Origin of the sequence: Paenibacillus sp. FSL R5-0636, assembly GCF_037974255.1 — a bacterium.
Classification (GTDB): Bacteria; Bacillota; Bacilli; order Paenibacillales; family Paenibacillaceae; genus Paenibacillus_AQ; species Paenibacillus_AQ odorifer.
This window is the reverse complement of the sequence record NZ_CP150232.1, coordinates 4,830,179-4,849,133: the sequence shown is the minus strand read 5'-3', so window position 1 is coordinate 4,849,133 and position 18,955 is coordinate 4,830,179. Positions and strand designations below refer to the sequence as shown.

Sequence of the window (18,955 nt, the reverse complement as noted above, 5' to 3'; positions counted from 1 at the left end):
GTTGTTCCCCCTATGTATATTGATTATCATTCTCAATAAGAACTTTACAAGCTTCACCGGGTATTTACTATGGACGGATATGATCTCAGCTTATGCAAATTTATGATGTCATTACCCGTAGCAATTCTTGAAGCTGTGCCTGTGAGGACAGTGGGTCAAATCCGTAGAACATATCAGCCTGGTTCAGAATATATACCCGTCCGTTTCGGACTGCATCTAATTGCTTCCAAGCTTTAGAATGTAGTAGGCGAGTAAAACGTTGTCTTCCCTCAGATGATGAAGGGATGCTAGTGATAATAATATGGTCAGCAGGAAACGATACGATATCCTCAATAGATGCCTCTAAGTACCCGGAATCTGTGATCCCTTTTTCAATAATTACGGAGGGGGGCTTGAAGCCAAGATCACCGTATAGAATTTGGCAACCTCTGCCGAAGCTGCTACTGAAACAGTAGGCGGATCGGGAGCTAACCTCCCACACGATAGCCGTACCTCTCTCCATTCCTATTGCATGGTTTAATAACCCGTTGGCGGTAAGACAAAGTCTGTCATAATGACTTAGCCACTGTTCAGCACGCTGTCGTCGATTCACAACCTCGGCAATCAGAGCAAATTGCTCTCGCCAACTCATTTGCATAAAGGGCAGCTCAATAACCGGAGCAACAGGAGTCAGAATCTTATTGTCGGGTAGACTGTAGCCGATAATGACATCTGGTTTTACCGCAGCTACTGAGTCATAGAGTAATGAAAATTTACCTTCGCTCATTTGAAGCTGTTTGGAAGCGGGAACTTGTTCCAAGCTATGTTGCCATTCGGAATAAACCCCGAGTTGAGGCATGATTTCCAGTACTCGCAGGCTAGCGGTGTGATTATAGTTCAGGGCAACGACCCGTTTATTCTTATTCTGGTAGGCTGTAGGTGAAACGCCAACAAGCTGCTTGAATTTTCGGCTCAAATAAGTTCCCTCTTCGTAACCAACCTCATGTGCCAATGTAGTTAGATTAGGAGAACTGGTGAGGATTCGTTGCTGGGCTTTACGGATTCTTAGTAGTGTAATATAAGCACTGAAGGATAGACCTATTGATTTGCGAAAGGTTCGCGAAAAGTGCTCGGGGCTCACTTCAGCTAAAGCAGCCATTTGATCCCGCGTGATATCTTCATTGTAATGAGCTTCTATATACTCAGTCACCCGTTCCATCCAACTGCTTGATCTTTCTTTATGGGATGTCAGTTCACCATGAAGCTCCACGATGAACTGGGTGAATAGCTGCTGGACCCTAAACGGCTTTTGTTTATCAGCGTCTATCCAGGCACTGTAAAGCTCACCTGCCAAGGCTATCAAACGAGTGGAGGCATGGTGGACAGGGGAGTTGTCATTTATAAAAATGTCCTCATTTTTACTCTGGGGTATACAGGAATACTCAATCCATATCCCCTTTAACTGTAATTCAGGTTCCATCTTCAATAAAGAAGAACTACTAAGGGCTATTAAGCTTCCGGCCATGACCTTGTGTATCTTACCGTCTATTTCAAGAAAACCTTTCCCATCCCAGATCATCATAAGGCTGGAATTAGTAGAAGAAATGTTTGAGGCTGAGTAGTTGGTTATTCCCGATAAGCTGATGACCCGAAGGGGCATATAAAAAGGATGGGATGGATAAGGCATCCCGTCAGATTGGATCTGCATGTAGTAATCCCCTTCTTTTCATTGATAATCATTCTCATTTATAGTATAACAGTCTTTCTTACTATTGACTATAATGATGCTTATGATAGTGTTTAAAATAATCCACGAACGGAATAGGGTTAGCTGATAAGAAGGGGTTGAAGTCATCCATGACGACCTGGAATTTACAAGGAACTGTAAGTCACTTATTAATATGTAACGGTAGCAGCTGCAAGAAACACAAAGGTGAAGAGGTAGCTGAAGCGATAGAAGACGAGATTGAGAAGCAGGGCGCACAAAGTCTTATACATACGACTGTGACCCGTTGTAATGGAAGATGTTCAGATGCTTGTGTGGTGATCGCTTATCCCGAAGGTGTGTGGTACAAAGAGATTACACCTAAGCTGGCGAAATCATTAGTGCGGAAACATTTGCAGGGGGAGAAGCTTGAAGATCACTTGTTATACACCTATGATGGACAATTGATTGCTTCAAATGAAAAGGGCGCTAAAGGGAAAAAGAAAAAATAGCAAGGCTTGTAAGTACCTTTTAGTTGCGGTTCTAACCCTGTACAGAGGAATATCTCGTGCAGGGTTATTTATTTATAAACAGGGGAGGATTATGATTGAATTGGATTATAACCAGACTCGTAATAGGACTGTGTGCTTAATTAAGGACATCAAATTTGACTTGCAGGGCTAACGTTGACTATGCTATTAAAAAGTGAATGAAATAACACAGTATATATGATGGTTTATAGGGGAGAGGGTACGATGGAGAGGCTGCAGGTGTGGCCAGAGAAGTTCAAAAAATTTTTTCTGAATAATAAATTTGTAGTAGTGCTGCTCATTATGCTGCTGGTTGGAATTAATATTCTGGTATTCTCCAAAATACCGTTTATTTTTAAGCCGATATCAGTATTGCTGCACACCGTGGCCGCACCATTATTACTGGCAGGTATAGCTTATTATTTGCTGAATCCGTTGGTAGATCGGATGGAGAAAAGATCCCGAATAAAACGTGTATATGCAATAATCATCCTATATTTGTTGATTGCTGGTCTCATCACGCTGGTTTTGTTTATGGTCATTCCAATTATACGGACTCAGCTATCAGGTTTGATCGACAATTTTCCAAGGTATAGTGAATTAATTCAAGAACGGTTTATGGATTTGACCGGAACGGAGTTCTTTGGGCAAGTTCAAGATAGTATCGGAACGAACCTTAGTGAGATAACATCTAAGATTACGGCGTGGGGCAGTTCTTTTCTGAATAATGCCTTGACGGGTGTTGGCAGCTTTGTAGGAGCCCTTACAGAGATTGTCTTGGCGGTTGTAACGACGCCATTTATTTTGTTCTACTTGCTTCGCGATGGAAAAAAATTGCCGGATTATATTCTGAAGTTTGTACCTACTTCTCTGCAGCCGCAGACTCGTATGGTCATGTCGGAGATGAACAGTCAGGTATCCTCTTACATACGCGGGCAAATTATTGTCAGCTGCTGTATTGGTCTGCTGCTCTATATTGGCTATTTAATCATTGGTTTGGAATACTCTCTCGTTCTGGCTATTGCTGCTGCTTGTACAGCAGTTGTTCCTTATCTGGGCCCGGCAATCGCGATTACACCTGCCCTAATTGTGGCGATGGTCACTTCTCCATTTATGTTGTTGAAGATGATTATCGTGTGGACAGCTGTTCAGCTGATTGAAGGGAAATTTATCTCACCACAGATCATGGGCAAGACGTTGAAGATTCATCCGATAACCATTATTTTTGTAATTATATTCGCAGGTAAAATGTTTGGAATTCTGGGGATTATCCTTGCAGTTCCGGGTTATGCGGTACTTAAGGTGGTATTTACACATCTTTTTGAATGGTTCCGGTTTCGATCCGGCTTATATAAACAGATTGAAGAGAATAAGGAATAATGTGGAAGGGTGAAATGTAATGGGAGCACCAATAGCAGTAACCTCTTATGGTAAGCTTCAAGGAATACAGGAGGGCGATGTGAACATTTGGCGTGGGGTCCCTTTTGCAGCTCCACCTGTTGGAGAACTTCGGTTTCGTGCACCACAGCCACCAGAAGCCTGGGATGGGGTTAGAGATGCTTCTGAATTTGGTCCAGTTAGTCATCAGCCAGCGGATACGAGAGGTACTCGGTTCGGTGGCAAGACGCCGCTTCATTCCGAGGATTGTCTGTATTTAAATATTTGGGCGCCAGCAGTTCATGATGAGCCCCTGCCGGTTATGTTCTGGATTCACGGGGGGACGTTTGTGACCGGGGCTGGAAGTCAGCCGCAGTTTGACGGCACAAGCTTCGCTGAGCGTGGCAAAGTAATTTTAGTGACCATTAACTATCGGCTGGGTCCATTTGGATTCATGAATTTGTCTCCATTTGGTCATGGGCTTGCTTCTAATCAAGGATTATTGGATCAAATCGCCGCGCTGGAATGGGTAAAGCTGAATATTGCTGCTTTTGGCGGGGATCCGCAGCGGGTAACTGTATTCGGAGAGTCAGCAGGGAGTATGAGTATCGCAGCCCTTTTGGCCATGCCAGCAGCGAAGGGGTTGTTCGCTGGTGCGATTATGCAAAGCGGGGCTGCTCAGACGCTGCCTTCCGAGCAGGGGAAGTACATTGCAGCTGCACTACTAGCTGAATTAGGGATTGTTCCAGATGGAGATGCCAGTCTTCTGCAAACATTTTCTTCTGAACAAATTATCGATGCAGCCGCAAGAATGACTAAAAAGTTAACGGGTGGCTCAGTAGGTATGTTATTTCAGCCTGTCATTGATGGGGATACACTTCCTGTAGAACCTGCACAGGCTGTGGCAGAAGGATCGGCACAGGGTATTCCGCTATTGATCGGAACCAATCGTGATGAGGGCAACTTGTTCTTCAGAGAAGAATCGCCTGAGGCAGACTTTGACGATTCACTAAAGGCGCTGGAGCAGATGATGGGTACTGGGAGTCTGAAGGAGATTGCGAACCATTATTCATCCTCATGGGAGGGACAAGCCGAAATTCTAACGGATCTTTACTTCTGGGGAACCTCGGTGTCCCTGGCAGAGAACCAACTGAAATATGCACCTGTCTGGATGTACCGTTTTGACGGCACGATCCCAGGTCATCCATTGTTAAATAAAGCTGTGCATAGTGCAGAAATCGTCTATGCCTTTAATAATCTATCTCATCTAACCCATCTTAGGGCAGAAATTAATCCAACGATGCAGAAGTTGGCTGAAGTTATGCATGATGCTTGGATTGCTTTCGCTCATCAAGGAAATCCGGCTACAGCAGAGAGGTTATGGCCGAAATACAATCTGGAGGAACGGGCTACCTTGATCTTTGATGAAGATACGCATGTAGCTTATGATCCTGAGTCAGAGAAACGCAAAAGAATTGTCACTATGCTGGCTTAAGAAGATTGAGAGGCTGAATAAAGATGCAGGTAGAAGGCTTTAACCATGTGACCGTAAATGTCAGTAATTTAGCGAATTCCCTGAATTTCTACACAGGAGTTCTGGGCCTTCAGCTAGTTCATAGAGGTAAAACTGATGCTTATCTGGAATGGGGAAGTGCCTGGATATGTCTTCTTGAAAAGCCTGATTATATGGCGATTGCAGATAAAGTAGTTGGGGTAGACCATATCGCTTTTAGTATTGCAGAGGAACATTTTGAGGAAGCCGTCCAAGTATTGCAAACCCAGAATGTGCCCATAATTAGAGGGCCAATCAAACGGGGAATAGGCTGGACGGTCAATTTTCTAGATCCGGATGGTATACAGCTAGAGCTACATACCTCGAATCTGCGGGAACGAATGAGTGTTTGGAACACAACTACCGAATAAAAGATGGGTGTCCTATCAGCCTGCATGGCTAATGGGACACCCATTTTTTTAACGACCTAAATATTCTTTGATTCCTAAAACTACTGCTTCGGCTATTTTATTCTGGATGTCCGGGGTAAAGAGTAATGCTTCATCCTTGGTATTGCTTAAGTAACCACATTCTAATAATATTGCAGGCATTTTGGTTTCTCTTGTTACATGATAGTTAGCTTGACGAACCCCTCGGTCCTGCAGTCCTGTAGCAACTGCGAGGTATTTGTGAACGGTTTGAGCGAATAATAAGCTATCATTACGTGTGTAATAGGTCTCTGTGCCACTAGGATTACTTTTACTGCCCGCCGGAATACTATTGGCATGAACAGAGATAAATAGATCGGCTTTTACATTGTTGGCGAGGTTAGATCTGTCCTGTAGAGTTGGGTATGTATCGCCACTGCGCGTGAGTATAACCTCGATATTTGGTTCTTTCTTTAGTAATTCTGCAATTTTCAGTGCTGTCGGCAAGGTGAAATCTTTCTCTTTAAGCTTGTTAACACTTGAACTCCCTGGATCTTTCCCTCCATGTCCTGCATCAATGACGATTATCTTCTTGTCTGTGTTGCCGGTAGAAGGTGGAGGAGTTATAACCGGTACTTCTGGTAAGGTGGGTTCAGGAAGCGTAACGCTAGTCCCATTAAGATCCACAATAATAAGTCCATCATTAGCATTTATCAGACTGTAGCTATTAGCGCTGTTTAGATCAATGACGATCCGAATGGTCGATGGGGAACTGCTGAACAATGAATAGCGAACGGCAGAGACATTAGGATAGTCGGTAACCGTTAACTGTCCGCTTTGGTTCTTTCCTACGGAAAGATTCTGATGGAAGTCGGTTCCAAAGCCAGTATTCGGTAAATCCACGACAATTCGGTCTTTGTCTGTCATAGTGAACACGGTAGGTTTTATACTGCCGTTCACTGCAATAACCAGCTGGTTATTGATGAAGCTAAGATTGGTGACTGCAGCCACTGAGCTATTCCCTTCAGTTGCTGTATTCCCGGTTGATCCGCTCTCCGAAGGTGCTGTTGGAGTGGGTTCTGGAACCGTAACTTCCGGATCGCTTCCCCCAACCTCAGGCACTGGAGAGGTTAAATATACGGTTTTGGTTACATTGTCCCAACCGACAGTAGTTCCTGTCTGTTCCCCAACAAATCTTAAAGGAACAAGGGTTGTGCTGCCACTGAGAAACGGAGGGTTGTCCAGTTTGACTTGTTTCCCTGAAGCTTCTGCCATCGTATTATCCACGATCAGTTTTAAAGTAGTTCCCTTTTGCTCAATGATCGCTGTCTTGGCCACATTATCCCATTTCACGGTATAACCAAGCTGTTCCGCAACAACGCGAAGAGGAACCATTACACTGCCATTTACAATTTGTACCTGTGCTTCTTTGGAAATCTTAAGATCGTTGCCGTCTAGGTTGATGTGTGTTTCCGTAGAGCCGGCATAACCAGTTCCTGGATGAACCAGCACCAACAAAAGCAGCAGTAACGCCAAAAAACCAAACTTTTTCATCTGCAATCCCTACCATCCCCGTTTATTGGTCTCTAGCAATTCTTACTTTTTCTTCCTTTGATGCCGTTTAAGGCTCGTATAAAGTATAAACGACAATAGTTTCCAAAAGTTGCGCTCTACAAGCGATAAAAAGGAAAATTTTCGGTATAAAAATAGAAAAAGAGCCTTCCCAAACATTTGGGATAGCTCTCATTCGCTAGAAATATGTTATTTTAACGATGTATAACCTGTTTTCTCTACCAATTTCTGACCTTGAGAAGATTGAATCCAATCCAGAAAGGATTGAATATTAGGGTTGTCGCTTCCCGCGGTCACTGCATAAAATTCTGTTGCCAATGGGTACTGTCCACTACGAATACTTTCCTTATCTGGTTGGATACCATCGATGGCCAGCAGGGCTATTTCCCCGTTCCGATTCATTTCTGAGGCGTAAAATAAGAAGCTGTAGCCCAGTGCATTTTTATAGTTTCGATAGCTGGAGGTTTGTTGAATGATACCGCTCATAATATCCGCTACGTCTTCTTGAGGCGGCTTCATGAGTGGAGTGTCCTTCATAAACTTTTGCAACATCGTCTGGCTTCCACTATCTTCAGGCCGTTGAAAAGCACGGATTCGGTTATTAGCTCCGCCTACATCTTTCCAATTTGTGATCTTGCCTGCGTAAATATCTTTAAGTTGAGCGGTGGAAAGTCCGGTTACGTCGTTTCGTTTGTTTACAAAAAATACGAAGGCCTCGCGGCCGATCGGCGTAAGCTTCAGTTCGACACCTTTGCGCTTAGCTTCTTTTTGTTGTGCGATTGACGGAGCCGCTACAAATATAATATCGGTTTCTCCTTCAATTAATCTCTTGTAAGCTTCAGGTGTGCTGCTGCAAATTACTTGACTTGTTTGAAAATCATACGGATTATAATAACCCTCAGGATAAGTAGTTTGAACGAAAGCTGAATACAGTGGATAAAGTGCGGTTGCACCGTCCAATCTTGGAAGATTGCTAGCGATATGATAGGAAGAAGGTTCATCCAGATTCACTGCTTTGGTCTTCTCAGCAAAGGGTTCATATTGTAGCAGATTAACCTCCCGATCATCGACCATGGCAATTCTGTTGACGTACGCTTGCTTGATCTCATATCCTGCGGTCGCGAGCAGACTAAGTCCGAGGATAGATAACAATACAATATAGCTTGTTTTTCGTGACAACACATTAAATATGATAAGTACAACATAGATGGCTAATACGATCGCTAAGATTGCCACAAGTGGGGTATAAAACAGCAGTCCTCCGTAAAGCGCAGTAATTATAGCACCTATGAATCCTAAAAAAGCTATTCCTCCAACGGCAAAGATGGAGAACAATAACTTCGTCCAGAATGCTTCTTTCATAACAACCTCCTCGACATGATTACTAAACTATGGAAAAATCAACATATTTTCATTATACAGAAGTTTTTTGGATGAAGCAGTAGAACAATTACGAACAAACATGTAATAAAATGCTGCGAAACATGAAAGTAATGTGTACATTTTCATAAAGTACTGGACGAATGGCAAGAAGAGGTTTATTCTGAGATTGTGAAAAAAACAACGGAATACAAGATTCTCGGGGTAGGGTGAAATTCCCGACCGGCGGTAATGTTCAAAGTGAACTGAGCCCGCGACTCACTTGTTCTGCTTGCAGAGAAGTGACTGATCTGGTGTAAATCCAGAGCCGACGGTAAAGTCCGGATGGGAGAGGATCATAAGATAAAGACGCTAGGAGTCTATCCTTGTACGTCTTTATTGATAATGCCCCCGAGTTTACCTTTTTGGTAATTCGGGGGTTTTTGGTCTCTTATCGAGGGTTTGTATCGACAAGGAGAATGAAATTATGAGTAATGTTACAGCTTCATCATCAACTAAGGTTGGCAGTACATCAGCGCTACGCAGTGGATTTTGGCTCGTTGTGATTGGTGCAGCATTATGGGGCGTTGATCCGCTCTTTCGTATCATCCTGTTAAAATCTTTGACCTCCTCGCAAATTGTTCTTCTGGAGCATGTGGTGCTTTTCTTGGCTGCTTCACCTGTTCTTTGGCGTCACCGGGCGGAGCTTAAAGGAATTGGATTTCGCCAGATTGGTGCTTTATTGATTGTTTCATGGGGAGGTTCTGCCGGGGCGACAATCCTATTTACGATGGCACTTTCCAGTGGGGATTTGAATGCGGTGCTGTTACTGCAAAAGCTTCAGCCAATATTCGCGATCGGTCTCGCTGCTTTAATTCTTAAAGAACGTTTGCCTAAAAATTTCGGACCACTCATTGTGTTGGCACTGGTAGGAACCTATCTGCTGACCTTTGGCTGGAGTATCCCTTTCGGACATGTGAATAACTTTATTGGGGTTAGCAGTCTGATGGCCTTGGGAGCAGCTGCACTGTGGGGCGGATCGACAGTCATGGGACGTTATCTGCTCGGTTCTATGAAATATGAGACAGTGACTTCGCTGCGGTTTATCCTTGCGCTTCCTTTACTTTTCGTTATCACTACGCTAGAAGGTGCACCGTGGCAGATTCATGGCGGGTTTGGTGCATCGGCAGCCATTGCGGTTAATCTATTGCTGCAAGCTTTGCTGCCAGGACTTCTTAGTATGTTGTTGTATTACAAAGGGCTTAGCACGACCAAAGCTTCCTTCGCCACATTAGCTGAACTCAGCTTTCCTATGACGGGAGTAATCATCAACTGGATCGTGTTCCAACAGCTGGTCACTATCCCGCAGATTCTCGGATTTGCCTTGATCTGGGTCGCTTTATTCTTTTTATCTAATCAACAGTCCAAACCACAAACGCTCTGATCAGATTGAAGTGGAATGGTTCTACCTATATAAAGATGATTCGTAGCCGTATGGCTTTCGGATCATCTTTTTTTGTATGTGATTTTACTCCTTGCTTTGATCATATCGACTGCAAAAACTGCTGAAATGTTTCTAACGTAACATATAGCGGAATTAATAAAGCGTTTACAATAAGGAAGGGCACAAAATGACTGTGCCACTGAGTACATAATCCATTATTAAATTATTTAGGAGGAAACAGACATTGAAGAAATCATTTGTATTATTTATGATTCTGACCTTTCTTATTTCCCCTTTTACGTTTGGGCAGTCTGCTCAAGCGGCAGGAGATGAGAATATTGCCCTAGGTAAGCCTGCAATATCAGATAGTGAGCTTGCAGGGTATGAAGCGGGGAACGCAGTGGATTCCGATGAATGGAACACACATTGGACGGCGAATGACGGGAGTTTTCCTCATTGGCTGGAAGTAGATTTGCAAGGTGCATATGATTTGTCAGGTGCAACCGTCATCTGGAATGCATGGAGTTACATTAATCAATATACGATTGAAGTATCACGTGATCATAAGGTATGGACAACAGTTGTGGACAAAAGTCAGAGCAGCAGTGTAGAGCAGACTCAGTACAATGCTTTTAAGCTGCGGAATGTTTCTTATGTAAGGGTCAACCTGACCGGCATCAACGGCGGAAAATGGGCAGCCATTAATGATCTGAAGGTCTGGGGTGTTCCCGCAGACAGCGCGCCGCATGAGCCGGCACAGGGTGAAATACAAACTGTACTGCCAGTACGGTTGGACACGGAAAATGGGCAAGCCCCTGAGCTTCCAAGTGTTGTAACTGTGGTATATAGCAATTCTGACACGGAGGATGCTCAGGTTGCTTGGGATGTGATCCTGCCAGCAGAGTATTCCCGTCCCGGAACCTTTACAGTAAGCGGTTCTATCTCAGGTACTGTGCAGAAGGCAGTGGCGAAGGTAACAGTAGTAGGTGACAGCAGCACGCCTATTGTCGGATTTGAGAGCATAAATGTCAGCACAATTACGGATGTGCCTGCTTTATTGCCATCAGCGGTAACGGCTATATACGAAGATGGGTCAAGCAAACAGCTGCCTGTAACCTGGGATGACCTTATTGAGGCGGAGTACGCGGTTGAAGGAACTTACAGCGTAATGGGGAAAGTTGCAGGGACAGACCTACAACCCACAGCTGATATTCAGGTTACTCCGCTTGTGCTGCAATCCGGGTTCATAAAAGGTGCGGACATTTCCACACTGGAAGCGATTGAGGATGCCGGTGGAAAGTATTACGACAATGGAGTAGAAAAGGATTTGCTGGATATTCTTAAAAGCCGGGGTGTAAATTACATTCGGCTACGTTTATGGAATGATCCTCAGGAAGCTGGCGGCTATAATGACCGTGAGCATGTTGTGGAAATGGCGCAGCGCGTCAAAGCCAAAGGGTTTAAGCTGTTGCTTGATTTCCATTATTCTGATTTCTGGGCTGACCCCGGAAAGCAAAACAAGCCGGGAGCATGGGCGGATTACTCCTTTGATGAATTGAAGCAAGCGGTATATGACTATACCAAAGATGTTATGGATGAGCTAAAGGAAAAGGGAGCTTCACCCGATATGGTCCAAATCGGAAATGAGATTAATGGTGGCTTGTTATGGCCTGACGGCAAATCCTATGATCAAGAGAATGCTTTTGAGAAGGTTGTTCCGCTTCTAGAGAGTGGAGTGAAGGGAGTTAGAGACAGCCAGAGTGCAGGTCAGGATATCAAAATTATGATCCATCTTGCTGAAGGTGGCAAAAATGATATGTTTCGTTGGTTCTTTGACGAATTAACGAAGCGGAATCTTGATTATGACGTGATCGGCGCGTCCTTTTATCCGTATTGGAGCGGAACGATGGATAGCCTGCAGTTTAACTTGGACGATATCTCTAAACGATATGGTAAAGAAGTGATTGTGACGGAAACCGCATATCCTTACACGTTGCAGGACGGCGACAACTTTGAGAATAACATCGCTCGTCAGGATCAGCTAGACGGCAGTGGCTTCCCAGCTACGGTTGCAGGTCAAATGGCTGAGGTCAAAACAGTAATGAATGTATTGTCCAAAGTACCCGATGGTAAAGGAACAGGCTTGTTCTATTGGGAACCAGCTTGGATTCCAGTGCAAGGTGTAGGCTGGAAGGTAGGCGAAGGAAATGCTTGGGAGAATCAGGCAATGTTCGATTTTGCAGGGAATGCACTCTCTTCATTAAATGTCTTCAAAACCCCGGTGGCCGGTGAGGGGGGCGAAGAGGAACCGGGAACGGGAGGAAATCCCGGCACTGGTGGGGAACCCGGAACGGGAGGAAATCCCGGCACTGGCGAGGAACCCGGAACGGGAGGGAATCCCGGCACTGGTGAGGAACCCGGAACGGGAGGAAATCCTGACACTGGCGAGGAACCCGGAACGGGAGTTAATCCTGATCCTGTCATCACGGTCAGAGATTCAAGCGTTGTAAATTCAGCAAATAAAGCAGTGGTCGAACATACAGCGGCAGGACAACTTCAGGTGAAGGCACAAGCAGGAATTTCCGACATAGCTGATATCACGCTAGGTATAGAGGATATCAATAAGGCGCTGTCGACGCTTCCGGCGGATGAAAAACTGATTATTTCTGTTCTGCCATCGACGGGAGAGCTTAAGGGAGCAGTCGTTCATCTTCCGTTGAGTTCTATACTAGAGCAGGGCAAACATCCCCAAATAGTAATTGTATATGGTGCGGCATCTGTTACGGTTTCTACGGAAGCTAGTGCAGGAATTATAAAGACGGGAGCTAAGGAACTAACGCTCTCACTGGTTCAGGTAGCTACGCCAACCTTGCCTTCACCATTGGTAACTGGAGCAAAAGACTACCCGGCCTATAACATCCATGTGTCAGTAGACGGGACTTCTATCGATGTTTTCAAAAAAGGAGCAATATCGGTAGCCTTCCACTACAAGCTGAAGCTCGGGGAGCAGAGCCAGCGGATTGCTGTTTATTCGATACTTGCTGATGGAAAACTTGAAGTTATCAAAGCTGTGCGGTACAACCCAACCGCGGAACAGATTGTGTTTAATCCAAGTCATTTCAGCATTTATGCTGCGGGGTACGCAGAGGTGGGGTACACAGATTTAAAAGCAGCAGATTGGGCCACGTTAGCGATTGAATCCTTGACGGCTAAAGGGATCGTGCAAGGAATAGGAAACGGGATCTTTAATCCGCAAGGGGAGGTTACACGCGCTGAATTTGTCAGCATGCTGCTGTCCGCACTGGAGCTAAATACAGAAAGAGGAACAGGCAGTTTTAAAGATGTGAACCTTGATGCGTGGTATAGCTCTGTTGTGATTACTGCTGGGAAATTGGGTGTTGTACAAGGACATGCGGATGGCACTTTTGGCCCGAATGATAAATTGTCCCGTGAAGAAATGGCAGCTATTTCGTATCGTGCGCTTAAGTTGGTGGAGAAAGTGAACGATCAGACGGATGTGAACGTTATTTCTTTTAAAGATAAAGACCTGATCTCGATGTATGCCAGTGAAGGGATAACAGCGCTTGCGCAGACTGGGATTATCAATGGATTCGAAGATGGCAATTTCCGCCCGCAAGCCCATACAACACGCGCTGAAGCAGCTTACATCATACTCAATCTTTTGCAGCAATAATAGGCAGACAGGCAATAACTGTGCTCGAAAAGGCAGTTAGGGCCTGTCTTTACCACATTTTTTAGATATTTATCTTTTCGCAAGTAGGGATTGTTTGTACAATAGGGGCTATGACATTTGAGCCGGAGAGTGAAGGAACGTGTATAGATATAATTTATTTACCAAAATCGTGAGTATCATGGTCATTATGCTGATCCCGATAACCATCCTTTACTTCTATTCCAATAAAACGACCACGGATGTGCTGCGTACGGAGTTAAATACTTCGAATAATAATCAGCTTAGTTTTTTTCAGAATCAGGTAGAAAGTAATATGGAGTTATTGTCCTCGTGGCCGATTCTGCTGATCCATGATCCTGATATCCTCAGCCTTAAGGACACTTATCTGGAAAAAGGGCGTTTGAATCTGGATACGATAAACCTGATCAAACGGATTCAGACCAAAATCAGCATTCAAGAAAGCTCCTCCAATTGGAAAAGTAAGCTGTATTTATACTCCCCATCCATTCACCGTATGGTATCTGAAAATGATGCGAAGTTATACGAAGATGAGGATCTGAAGCGGGAAGTGAAGTCGGGCTGGCATGTGGAGAAGATTGAAGGGCAGGAGGGTGACCGCTTCGTATTCTCGTGGTTTTCTTTTACACCTTTTATGTCAGAATTCGCTCCGGAAAAAGTCAAAACGGTTATGAAGGTAGAGTTCGACAGCCGGAACATAGAAGATATGCTGGATAAATTCAAGAGTGATGGCAGAAGAGATCCTTTTTATTATAAGCAGGGAACAGGACTTATTTTTAACCGCAGTGCCGACAAGGTATTAGCCAAAGAATTGGTAGACAGGCTGGAAGAGACCCAGCTGAAGCCTAGTGAGAATCGCACGGTCAAAATAGAAGGTGAATCCTACAGTGTAAATATCGTCTATTCGGACAAAATGGGCTGGTATTTGATCGACTATATGCCGCTAAATGAAATCTTACATCCGATCCTGACCTCTAATCGTTTATTTTATTTTGCGATCAGTGCTTTGTTGTTAATGAGCTGTCTCGTAGCTTATCTGTTATATGTTCAAGTGCAGGTACCTATAAGGTTATTGGTTGGAGGCTTTCAACGGTTGAAGCAAGGGGACTATTCTACGCGAGTGGAGATTAAAGGGAAGAATGAATTCAGCTTCCTGTCCGGCCGGTTTAACAGTATGGTAGAACAGATTCAGATGCTGATCGAGAATGTGCTGATGGAGAAAATCCACGTTCGCGAAGCCCGCTTAAAGCAGCTTCAATCACAGATTAATCCACATTTTTTCTATAATTGCTTCTCCTTTATTACAAGTATGGCGAAGCTCGATAATATGGGTGCGGTCGTTGGAATGTCGCATAATTTGTCCCGATATTACAGATACACCACTCGTCAGGAACGTGATTTGGTTGCGCTGTCTGAAGAGGTGGAATTTGTGAATCATTATCTGGAGATCCAGAAGATGAGGATGAGCAGACTTCGTTATGAGATCAATATCCCACCGCAAATGCGCAAAAGAGAGCTTCCGCCGCTCGTACTGCAGCCTCTGGTGGAGAATGCGGTTATACATGGAATTGAGCCCATCGCCAAAGAGGGACTGGTGCGGATTACGGGTTCATGTGTAGGCAGAGAAATGACGCTTACGGTTGAGGACGATGGTCAGGGAATGACGACAGAGGGAATTATAGAACTGGAAAATAAACTAAGCAGGGCGATGGATGAAGAAATGGGCTGCGGTTTATGGAATGTGCATCAGAGAATGCGGCTGCGTTTTGGGGAGACGTCTGGTTTGCGCATCTCGCCTTCTCCACTCGGAGGGTTACAGGTGACACTGCAGTGGTTGCTGCCCTACACAGACAATGAAATGGAATGACATCTAGGAGGGGAAAGAATGATAGAGCTGTTGTTAGTTGATGATGAGCCCTATGTTACGGAAAGTTTAGCTCGTACTATTCCATGGGCTGAAATCGGGGTGAAGCAGGTGCATCAAGCGGCATCGGGTGCTGAAGCTCTGCAAATTATGGAACAGCAGGCTATAGATATTATGGTTACTGATATTTCAATGCCAGGAATGACTGGCCTGCAATTAATCGAAGCCGTAGGCGAGAAATGGCCAAATATTCGGTCCATTTTATTGACGGGTTATTCCGATTTTCAATATGCGAAAAAAGCTATTCAACTGCAGGCATTTGATTATATTTTGAAGCCGGTAAGTGATGATGAGTTTATCAAAAGCGTATCCGGTGCGATTGAATCTTTGAAAGATGAATGGGAAGCCCATGATAGATATCATTTGCTGCTGTATAATCGCAAAGCCGATTACAGTGTTTTGCGGGCTAATCTGATGCACGAATTGCTTCTCGGCAGGGTGCTGTCCGAGCGGACGCTGGCCATTAAGCTGAAGGAATATGAAATCTCCTTCCAGCCGGACGCTGAAGCAGCGATGCTGCTGATTCAGCTTGGTAAACATTATGCCGCCATGGATCACCATTCGGTTTCTCTAATGGAATATGCGATCGGTAACATTGCCGAGGAGCTTTTTAAGGAGCAGTTCCATGTCTGGTTCTGCAAAGCGCCGCATGATTGCTTGATTCTGCTTGTTGAATTAAAGCCGGCAGTTCAGCAGGGATTGGAGCAAATGGCTAACTATGAAGCTGCAAGGCAGCAAGTCCTAAAAGCGGTGATCGCGAATTTCCAAATTAGTGTAAGCAATTACCTCAAGGGTGAGATTTCACTGATTGTAACGGAGTGGTTCACCTTTCCAGAGGGGATGACGGCTGCCTATCGAAGCGGTCTTAGCTCGATGTATTTGGCAGCACATGATGAATCCAGCTCCGTGCTGTTTTTGGATGATCGCCAGCATCAGGAGACGATGAGCATCAAATCGCTCGAATGTCTTTATCGTCCACCTACACTCATTCATCTGCTGGAATCCAAACAATGGGATACAGCAAGGCAAAAAATTGCTGACGTGTTCCGGGATATGGAGAATGCACGGTTTTCTAGTGAACATCTGTACGAGGTCTTTCTATCGATAACGAATGCATTTATGTATATAGCGCATAAGAGTGGCCAGTTCATCTCCAAGATTGACCAATACGCTTTAGATCCGTTGTTGACGCAGAGTATTATTGTTTCTTTTGATAAGCTTAAAGAATGGGCGTTTGATATGCTCGATAAGCTTCAGAAGGAGCTATCCGAAAGCGATCAGAATACGAAAAGTTATATCATCAAGCAGGTCCATGAGCTGGTAGGAAACCATTCGGGTCATGAGCTGTCCGTCAAAACCATTGCCGATCATGTATATTTGCATCCTGTCTACTTGTCCAAGATTTATAAGGCTGAGACTGGGGAAGGGCTTGGGGACTATATTATTCGGATGCGGATGGAACGGGCACTTTATCTGCTTAAAAATACGAATAAAAAAATCTATGAAATCACCTCTGAGCTTGGATATCAAAATCCGCAATATTTCAGTAAGATGTTCAAAAAACACTACCATATGACACCAAATGAATTCCGGGACGGATAGAGGTTGAGAAAGGTGCAGAAACCTTGTTTAAATGACGTATTCGGGCTTAGAATCGTTCCCTATAATTAAATTGTAACCAACACTTATGGAATCCAAGGGGGAACAAAATGAGCGCGATGAAGAGAAAAAGATGGCTGCCGCTCCTGTGTATGAGCATGCTTTTGGCGGGTAGCCTTGCGGGCTGTTCAGGCAATAACGCTGCTAATAGTAAAGACACTGCTGGAGATAAAACAGCTGGTGAAGCGACTGCAAATACAGCTTCCAATTCTGAAAACGCCTACAAGGATAAATACGATCCTGAGGTGACATTTACAACCGCATGGGGCGTGGACCCTGAGCTTAAATTCAAAAACGGTGAAAGCATTGAGAATAACGTGGCTACAAAATGGGCTAAAGAAAAATTCGGCATCAACATTAAGTCCCTTTGGTCCATCACAGATACGAACGGCGCATTTGGTACGAAGCTGCGTTTATCCATGTCTTCAGGTCAGGACATGCCTGATGTCGTAACCATCGGTACAGCCGACAACACAATTGCACAGGATTTGATCGATTCCGGCATGTATGCTGATGTAGGAACTTTGTTTGATAAATATGCTTCAGATACATGGAAAGAAGCGATGGCACAGGATCCTAACGTTTGGAACCAATACAGCCGTGATGGAAAAAGAATGGGTCTGCCTGTTCTCGATTATGCATATAACCATGATTACATTCTGTGGATCCGCCAAGATTGGCTGGATAAGCTGAATATGCAAGCACCGAAGACGATCGATGAGCTGGAAAAAGTGATGGATGCGTTCAAGAATCAGAACCCTGATGGCTTGGCACCAGACAAGGTAACTCCACTTAGTATCGGCTTTAAAACAACGATGAACACTTGGATGGGAGACCCTTCTTGGATCTTTGGTGCTTACGGAACCTTGCCACAGCAATGGAATCTAGATGCTGATGGTAAATTAGAATACGGCTCTGTAAATGCTGGCATGAAGCAAGGGCTCGAAAAACTGAAGGAATGGTTGGCTAAAGGTTATATTCCTCAGGAAGCGGCTCTTTGGGATGAGAACAAAACTGCCGAACCAGCAGTTGCGGGTACAGCAGGTATTCTCCCGGGTCCTTACTGGATGAGCGGCTGGCCGCTTCAGGATACCGTGAAGAACTCTCCAGATGCAGTATGGGCTCCAATTGAAATTCCAGCGGGTCCAGATGGAAAGGTTATGCGTCATGGTACACAATTCACTAACGGTGTAACTTTGATCAGCACGAAAATGAAAAATCCTGAAGCCTTCTTTACTTATCAAAACTACCTGTTCGATAACTTTGCTAATCCAACGCCAGGCAGTGAACTGGATAACGGCCTTTTTGCAGGATACGACTATGAGCTAGATGCGAACGGTAAGATGATCGAAAATGATAAAATTGCTGGCGGTTATGTGAATAGCGTTCGTTATATGCTGGTTCGTGACGGTGCCCGGATTCCGGATGCCCAAATGAAAGCACTCCTTAACCTGGCAGATGGCGCAGAGCCAACAACCCGCCTGGAGAAAGACGTAGCTGTGAATTATGGTAAAGATACCCCAGCTGCTGCAAAAGTTCTGCTGGCGCAAGAGGATAAATCCTTTAAGAATATGTTCACAGGTCCTACGACCGAAACTATGAAATCGAAGATGGACTATCTGAACAAAATTGAGAACCAAACGTTTAATGAAATCATCTATGGCAACAAACCGCTGGATGCATTTGATTCCTTTGTAGCGACCTGGAAATCAGGTGGTGGCGATCAAATCACTAAAGAAGTTAACGAATGGTATGACAGCGTAAAATAAGGTTT

At 44.5% G+C, this 18,955-nt stretch carries 12 protein-coding genes and 1 riboswitch; of the genes, 9 read left to right on the top strand and 3 right to left on the bottom strand.

The genetic code is table 11. The annotated features are described in order from the left end of the window. Positions 1-100: 100 nt before the first annotated feature. Complete coding sequence (locus tag MKX34_RS22115) at positions 101-1,687, bottom strand: AraC family transcriptional regulator (RefSeq protein ID WP_051490902.1); 1,587 nt, start codon at positions 1,685-1,687, stop codon at positions 101-103. A gap of 149 nt (positions 1,688-1,836) precedes the next feature. On the opposite strand from MKX34_RS22115, the gene MKX34_RS22110 reads away from it, so the two are divergent. From MKX34_RS22110 to MKX34_RS22095, 4 genes are all read left to right on the top strand, one after another. Then, positions 1,837-2,196: a (2Fe-2S) ferredoxin domain-containing protein gene (locus tag MKX34_RS22110; RefSeq protein WP_036676102.1), complete on the top strand. Its 360-nt coding sequence runs from the start codon at positions 1,837-1,839 to the stop codon at positions 2,194-2,196. A 243-nt stretch (positions 2,197-2,439) separates the two neighbouring features. Beyond that, a complete protein-coding gene (locus tag MKX34_RS22105) occupies positions 2,440-3,594 on the top strand; it encodes an AI-2E family transporter (protein WP_036676105.1) in 1,155 nt (384 codons plus the stop codon). Positions 3,595-3,613: 19 nt separating this feature from the next. After that, entirely contained in the window at positions 3,614-5,086 is a 1,473-nt protein-coding gene (locus MKX34_RS22100) for a carboxylesterase/lipase family protein (protein ID WP_076297384.1), read from the top strand. Between the two features lie 23 nt (positions 5,087-5,109). Then, positions 5,110-5,514, top strand: coding sequence for a VOC family protein (locus MKX34_RS22095; RefSeq protein ID WP_038572459.1), 405 nt, complete (start codon positions 5,110-5,112; stop codon positions 5,512-5,514). Between the two features lie 48 nt (positions 5,515-5,562). Here the strand turns inward: MKX34_RS22095 and MKX34_RS22090 are convergent, their stop codons facing one another. Further along, positions 5,563-7,065, bottom strand: a complete 1,503-nt coding sequence (locus tag MKX34_RS22090) for an N-acetylmuramoyl-L-alanine amidase family protein (protein WP_076297416.1) — start codon at positions 7,063-7,065, stop codon at positions 5,563-5,565. Between the two features lie 207 nt (positions 7,066-7,272). After that, positions 7,273-8,445, bottom strand: coding sequence for a substrate-binding domain-containing protein (locus tag MKX34_RS22085; protein ID WP_076297385.1), 1,173 nt, complete (start codon positions 8,443-8,445; stop codon positions 7,273-7,275). A gap of 209 nt (positions 8,446-8,654) precedes the next feature. Beyond that, positions 8,655-8,803, top strand: a riboswitch (FMN riboswitch). Positions 8,804-8,929: 126 nt separating this feature from the next. Here MKX34_RS22085 and MKX34_RS22080 point away from each other — a divergent pair. The 5 genes from MKX34_RS22080 (at position 8,930) to MKX34_RS22060 (ending at position 18,950) form a co-directional block, all read left to right on the top strand. Next, entirely contained in the window at positions 8,930-9,886 is a 957-nt protein-coding gene (locus MKX34_RS22080) for a DMT family transporter (RefSeq protein WP_076104422.1), read from the top strand. A 244-nt stretch (positions 9,887-10,130) separates the two neighbouring features. Further along, positions 10,131-13,580, top strand: a complete 3,450-nt coding sequence (locus tag MKX34_RS22075) for a glycosyl hydrolase 53 family protein (protein WP_076297386.1) — start codon at positions 10,131-10,133, stop codon at positions 13,578-13,580. Between the two features lie 139 nt (positions 13,581-13,719). Continuing rightward, a complete protein-coding gene (locus MKX34_RS22070) occupies positions 13,720-15,465 on the top strand; it encodes a histidine kinase (protein WP_076297387.1) in 1,746 nt (581 codons plus the stop codon). An 18-nt stretch (positions 15,466-15,483) separates the two neighbouring features. Beyond that, positions 15,484-17,124 carry a response regulator gene (locus tag MKX34_RS22065; protein ID WP_036676122.1) on the top strand — a complete coding sequence of 547 codons (1,641 nt, stop codon included), beginning with the start codon at positions 15,484-15,486 and terminating at the stop codon, positions 17,122-17,124. A gap of 107 nt (positions 17,125-17,231) precedes the next feature. After that, positions 17,232-18,950, top strand: a complete 1,719-nt coding sequence (locus MKX34_RS22060) for an extracellular solute-binding protein (RefSeq protein WP_038572454.1) — start codon at positions 17,232-17,234, stop codon at positions 18,948-18,950. Positions 18,951-18,955 lie beyond the last annotated feature (5 nt).

Bases quoted from the DNA above. Each gene is read 5' to 3' on its own strand.
- MKX34_RS22085 (WP_076297385.1), bottom strand. From the start codon at position 8,445: ATGAAAGAAGCATTCTGGACGAAGTTATTGTTCTCCATCTTTGCCGTT.
- MKX34_RS22080 (WP_076104422.1), top strand. From the start codon at position 8,930: ATGAGTAATGTTACAGCTTCATCATCAACTAAGGTTGGCAGTACATCA.
- MKX34_RS22060 (WP_038572454.1), top strand. From the start codon at position 17,232: ATGAGCGCGATGAAGAGAAAAAGATGGCTGCCGCTCCTGTGTATGAGC.
- MKX34_RS22110 (WP_036676102.1), top strand. From the start codon at position 1,837: ATGACGACCTGGAATTTACAAGGAACTGTAAGTCACTTATTAATATGT.
- MKX34_RS22105 (WP_036676105.1), top strand. From the start codon at position 2,440: ATGGAGAGGCTGCAGGTGTGGCCAGAGAAGTTCAAAAAATTTTTTCTG.
- MKX34_RS22065 (WP_036676122.1), top strand. From the start codon at position 15,484: ATGATAGAGCTGTTGTTAGTTGATGATGAGCCCTATGTTACGGAAAGT.
- MKX34_RS22115 (WP_051490902.1), bottom strand. From the start codon at position 1,687: ATGCAGATCCAATCTGACGGGATGCCTTATCCATCCCATCCTTTTTAT.
- MKX34_RS22095 (WP_038572459.1), top strand. From the start codon at position 5,110: ATGCAGGTAGAAGGCTTTAACCATGTGACCGTAAATGTCAGTAATTTA.
- MKX34_RS22090 (WP_076297416.1), bottom strand. From the start codon at position 7,065: ATGAAAAAGTTTGGTTTTTTGGCGTTACTGCTGCTTTTGTTGGTGCTG.
- MKX34_RS22100 (WP_076297384.1), top strand. From the start codon at position 3,614: ATGGGAGCACCAATAGCAGTAACCTCTTATGGTAAGCTTCAAGGAATA.